This window comes from Weissella sp. DD23, from assembly GCF_001579105.1.
GTDB classification, from domain to species: domain Bacteria; phylum Bacillota; class Bacilli; order Lactobacillales; family Lactobacillaceae; genus Weissella; species Weissella cibaria.
This window is the reverse complement of sequence record NZ_KQ970390.1, coordinates 220,672-225,275: the sequence shown is the minus strand read 5'-3', so window position 1 is coordinate 225,275 and position 4,604 is coordinate 220,672. Positions and strand designations below refer to the sequence as shown.

Sequence of the window (4,604 nt, the reverse complement as noted above, 5' to 3'; positions counted from 1 at the left end):
CCAATGAACCCGCGGCTGATCCACGACCAGGTCCCGTCCGAATCGCTTGCTTATGTGCAAAATTAATCACGTCCCAAACGATTAAGAAATAATCCGCGAACCCTAAGTCAATAATAACCGCTAACTCTTCATCCAACCGTTGCCGATAAACAGACGCATCAACATCAAGCCCATGCAATCGATTTTTCAATCCCGTTTGGGCTAAAGTTCGTAAATAATCAGCGGACGTCTCACCATTCGGTGTCGTAAAAGCAGGCAACGTCACAGCCGACTTCACCAACTCAAAATCAGAGTGTTCAGCAATCCAATCGGTATTCGCAACTGCTTCGGCTAGACCAGCCGTTTCAAACGATGCTTGCCATTCACTGACAGTCGGCAAATACGCTGTGGCCGGTTCTCTCTGTGCCTGGCCAACATTCGTAATGACCTCACCTTGCCCCAATTTTTGAATCACCTGCGCAGCAAATTGATCACTTGCGTCAGCATAAGTTACTTCCGCCATCGCTAATAAACGGGCTCCCGTGGTGTCAGCCAATTGTTTCATAGCAGTTAACAATTCTGGGCGCATTGTTGGTGTTACACCCAGAAATACATGGTCAGCTGTTGAAGCGGTAATCAACGTTTGAATCATTGTCAATGCCCGTTCCGGTTCTGCCCCTAGTACAACCGACAATTCACCAACGGCAGGCAAAATCACATATAAGCCTGATAAAAATTGTGCAATATCCGCAAACGAGGTGGTGTCATGGGTTTGTATATAGCTGCTAATCACCAAAAGGTGGTGATACCCCGTTTGGTTTTCAACTAAAAAGACAATCGGATAAGGTTGTGATGTCACAAGGCCGTGTAACGTGGCTGTTAAGCCCAAAATCGGCTTAATATCGGCTTCCTTCGCTGCGCGATAAAAATTATCCATGCCATACAAGACATTGTTATCCGTAATTGCCACAGCGGTGTAGCCCTTTGCCTTGGCAGATTTAACTAATTGGGCCGGCATCATTGGACTTTGTAACAAACTAAAGGCTGTCTTTGTCTGTAACGGTACCATTGTGGGCTCCTTTCCGAACATGTTCGTTCAAATTCGTTTTAACTTAATTTCATTATAGCGATTTGCATAACAAAAGACCACCCGCAGAACGTGAGTGGTCTTTAGAGTCGTGTAATCAACTGTTAGTCTTCAGCGTGAGCTGCATCCTTAGGCGCAGCAGACTTTGAAATAGCAGCAAATGCAATCGCACCGATTGCACCAATCACCATCGCAAATAGAGACGTTGCAGTTGCGTTGTATGAAGTTCCTTCCAAGGCGCTACCGATGTAACCGATAATTTCGCCAAGGATGAACGTCCAAAAGAAAGTTACGACGTACTTCATTTTTTCTACCTCTTAGCCTTTTCTGGCCAAAATGATTTTACTGTCACAGTTTACGCCTATTCTAACCATTTGTCACTTTTTAAACTGTTCCAAATGGCTAACATTTATCGGCGCGTGTATTTCACAATCCGCCAATCATAATCATTATCCGCATCAGCGCGTCCAGAGGCAATCTCTTCGGCAATCCATACCGTTTGATCCACCGGTGGCATGAGAACATCCCCCATAAAATCAGTATCTAAATAGGTGACGTACAAGATATCTGCCACTGGTAAGTAGCTATCATAAATTGCTTTACCGCCAATAACCGCCAGTTTCATGCCTTTTTCATCGGCAATCTGCTCCGCTTCGGCCATTGTATAGACTTTTTCAAAACCGGCAGGCACATCCAACATTTCATCATGCGTTAACACCATGTTGATTCGCTCTGGCAAGGCACGCCCGCCAAAGCTCAGCATGGTGTTGCGCCCCATCAAAGCAACTTGATGAATCGTTTGTTCCTTAAAAAAATTCATATCAGCTTTCTGTCGCCATGGAATCGAGCCATTTAATGCAATTGTGCCATTATTAGTCTGTGCCCAAATCAAAATCTTTTCAGCCACTATCGCTTACCCCTCTACGCGTTCTGACAATTCTTCCCAACGCATCATCTTATCTTCGAGCGCTTGGTTTGTCTCATCTAATTGTGCCTGTAACTCACTCAACTTACCAAAATCAGCCCCATTTTCGACCATGTCAGCCTCAATTTGACTAATCTTACCCTCAAGTTCAGCAATGTCATCCTCAATCGTTTCCCACTCTTTTTGCTCAGACCAGGTCAACTTCTTTTTCTTAGGTACCTCGACAACCGGTTTCTTTTCTGCAGTGGGCTTAACTGGCTTTGGTGCATCCGTCGTCGGCGCCCCAAATTCAGCTAGGTAATCGCTAAACATGCCCCGGTAACGCGTAATGCGGCCGGCGCCTTGGAAGATAATCAATTGGTCGGCTACCTTGTCCAAGAAGTAACGGTCGTGGGAAACGGTAATGACCGTGCCTGCAAACGAACGCAAGTAATCCTCCAGAACCGTCAACGTACCAATGTCCAGGTCGTTAGTTGGTTCGTCCAAAAGCAACACGTTTGGTTGTTGAATCAACAACTTCAATAGGTACAAACGACGCTTCTCACCACCTGACAATTGGCGAATCAACGTGCCGTGCATGAAGCTTGGGAACAAGAATTGCTCCAAGAGTTCAGCAGCCGATACAACGTTACCGTTACGGTCAGTCACTTCTTCAGCAACTTCGGATAGGTACGCCAACATACGCTTGTCCTCAGGAATTGGTTCCGTCACTTGTGTGTAGTAAGCCATCTTAACCGTCTCACCGATTTCAATCACACCAGAATCTAGTTGCTGAACACCCGCAATTGCATTCAACAACGTTGACTTTCCAGTCCCGTTTGGCCCCGTAATCCCAATACGTTGGTTCGCTTGAATCAATTCATTGAAATCATCCAAAATCACACGGCCATCAAAGGCCAAACTGGCATGTTCAATGTTGATAACCTTCTTACCTAAGCGTTGCTGTCCCATGTTCACTTCAACATCGCCTTCAACTTGACGGGTACCTTGTTGTGCTGCCAAGTCAGCAAAGGCATTTTCGCGAGCCTTTTGCTTCGTAGAACGGGCCTTCGCACCTGTACGCATCCAAGCCAATTCCTTCTTGTAAAGTTGGGCAGACTTGTGTTCAGCAACCGCTTCGGCCTCAACACGTTCAGCCTTAGAGGTCACATACTTCTCGTAGTTACCAATGTATTCGTACAACTTACCAAATGACATTTCGAAAATGCGGTTCGTCACGATATCCAAGAAGTAACGATCGTGGGTAACCGTCATCACAGCACCCTTGTAATCAGACAAGTACTTCTCCAACCACTCAATAGAATCAAAGTCCAAGTGGTTAGTTGGCTCGTCCAACAGCAACAAGTCAGGCGCTTGAATCAACACTTGTGCCAATCCAACACGCTTACGTTGTCCACCAGACAAAGCCGACACAGGCAAATCCAAATTAGGCAAATGCAATTGCGTTAAAATCGTCTTAACCTCAGACTCCGCTACCCAAGCATCTTCTTGCGTCATTTGTTGTTCCAACTTCGTGTAACGGTTCAACAACTTCTCATCAGTTGGATTAGCTGAATACGCCTCCAAAGCTGCCTCGTAGTCTCGAATCAATTGGAACACTGGTTGTGCACCAGCGAAAATAGCTTCCATCACTTTCTTGTCGCCATCAAGTGGTGGCTCTTGTTGCAAATAACCAATCGTATAGTCGTTTGGTGTATTAATTGATCCACTGTCGGCAGGATTCAAGCCCGAAATGGCGTTCAATAACGTCGTCTTGCCAGTTCCGTTTACCCCGACAATTCCGACACGGTCACCCGTTTCGATTAGGAAAGAAACTTGGTCAAGCAAGGTCTTCTCACCATAAACACTCTTTAAATCAGTCGCACGTAATTGCTTCATCGTTTACTTCTTCGCTTTCTCTGCCATTGTTTGTGCCTCTGCCAAAAGCACATCATGACTATTGTTCAGGTCACCCGCAACCACTTTTTGCTCAAGCGTTGCCAGAATCTTACCAAATAACGGCCCTGGCTGCATCCCCAATTCCTTGGTTAGGTTACCACCGTTAAAGGCTAACTCACCCTTATTTTTTATCTTCAAATCTTCATAGCGTGACTTAAGCCCCGCGACATCAACAACCAGTTCACTCAACTTAGCAACCGCTAACACGTTGTCGATGGCGTTACCAGCTTCGTACAAATCCCAGGCCGCGACATCACCTAATCGGAGCTTATTGAGCAACTTAATTGAAGCCTTGATTGTCTTAACCATATCATTAGATTGCTTCCACTTTTTCAAGAAAACAACCGCATCTTCTGGTGTTAGGCCAAGCTCAAATACTAATAGTGTCCACGCTGCCACGTCATTTTGAGGTTGCGCATCTGCTAATAGTTCCGCATAACCAATCAAATCAATATCAACCACCTCAAGGCCGGGCATATACTGATTTAAATTCGTTGCAATCATTTCCAACAGACCGTAGCGAGCCGCCTTACCTTGTAGCAACTTGGTGAACTCTACGTTTGTTCGTTCGATTGCAATGTTAGCTAATAATGGCGCATTGTCCTTGATAGCTTGCAATGTGGCTGCTTCAATTTTGAAGTCTAACTGTGCTGCGAAACGAACTGCCCGCATCAT

4 protein-coding genes and 1 pseudogene are annotated in these 4,604 nt (G+C 45.6%); all 5 read right to left on the bottom strand.

Annotation, left to right across the window (positions count from 1 at the left end; translation table 11 throughout):
- Nucleotides 1–1,048 (bottom strand): PHP domain-containing protein (locus WEIDD23_RS01075; protein ID WP_156469537.1); only part of this gene is annotated, 1,048 nt, incomplete at its 3' end.
- Nucleotides 1,049–1,170: 122 nt separating this feature from the next.
- On the bottom strand, nt 1,171–1,371 hold the full coding sequence (locus WEIDD23_RS01070) for a YjzD family protein (RefSeq protein ID WP_010371776.1): 201 nt from the start codon (nt 1,369–1,371) through the stop codon (nt 1,171–1,173).
- Nucleotides 1,372–1,475: 104 nt separating this feature from the next.
- On the bottom strand, nt 1,476–1,973 hold the full coding sequence (locus WEIDD23_RS01065) for a dihydrofolate reductase (protein ID WP_010371780.1): 498 nt from the start codon (nt 1,971–1,973) through the stop codon (nt 1,476–1,478).
- Between the two features lie 6 nt (nt 1,974–1,979).
- Nucleotides 1,980–3,869 (bottom strand): ABC-F family ATP-binding cassette domain-containing protein, encoded by a 1,890-nt coding sequence (locus WEIDD23_RS01060; protein ID WP_010371783.1) that lies wholly within the window; start codon nt 3,867–3,869, stop codon nt 1,980–1,982.
- A 3-nt stretch (nt 3,870–3,872) separates the two neighbouring features.
- Nucleotides 3,873–4,604: pseudogene (locus WEIDD23_RS14200) on the bottom strand (CCA tRNA nucleotidyltransferase); the annotation flags it as partial.

What these genes read in the sequence shown, in the direction of transcription:
- WEIDD23_RS01070 (WP_010371776.1), bottom strand. Translation starts at nt 1,371, where the DNA reads ATGAAGTACGTCGTAACTTTCTTTTGGACGTTCATCCTTGGCGAAATT.
- WEIDD23_RS01060 (WP_010371783.1), bottom strand. Translation starts at nt 3,869, where the DNA reads ATGAAGCAATTACGTGCGACTGATTTAAAGAGTGTTTATGGTGAGAAG.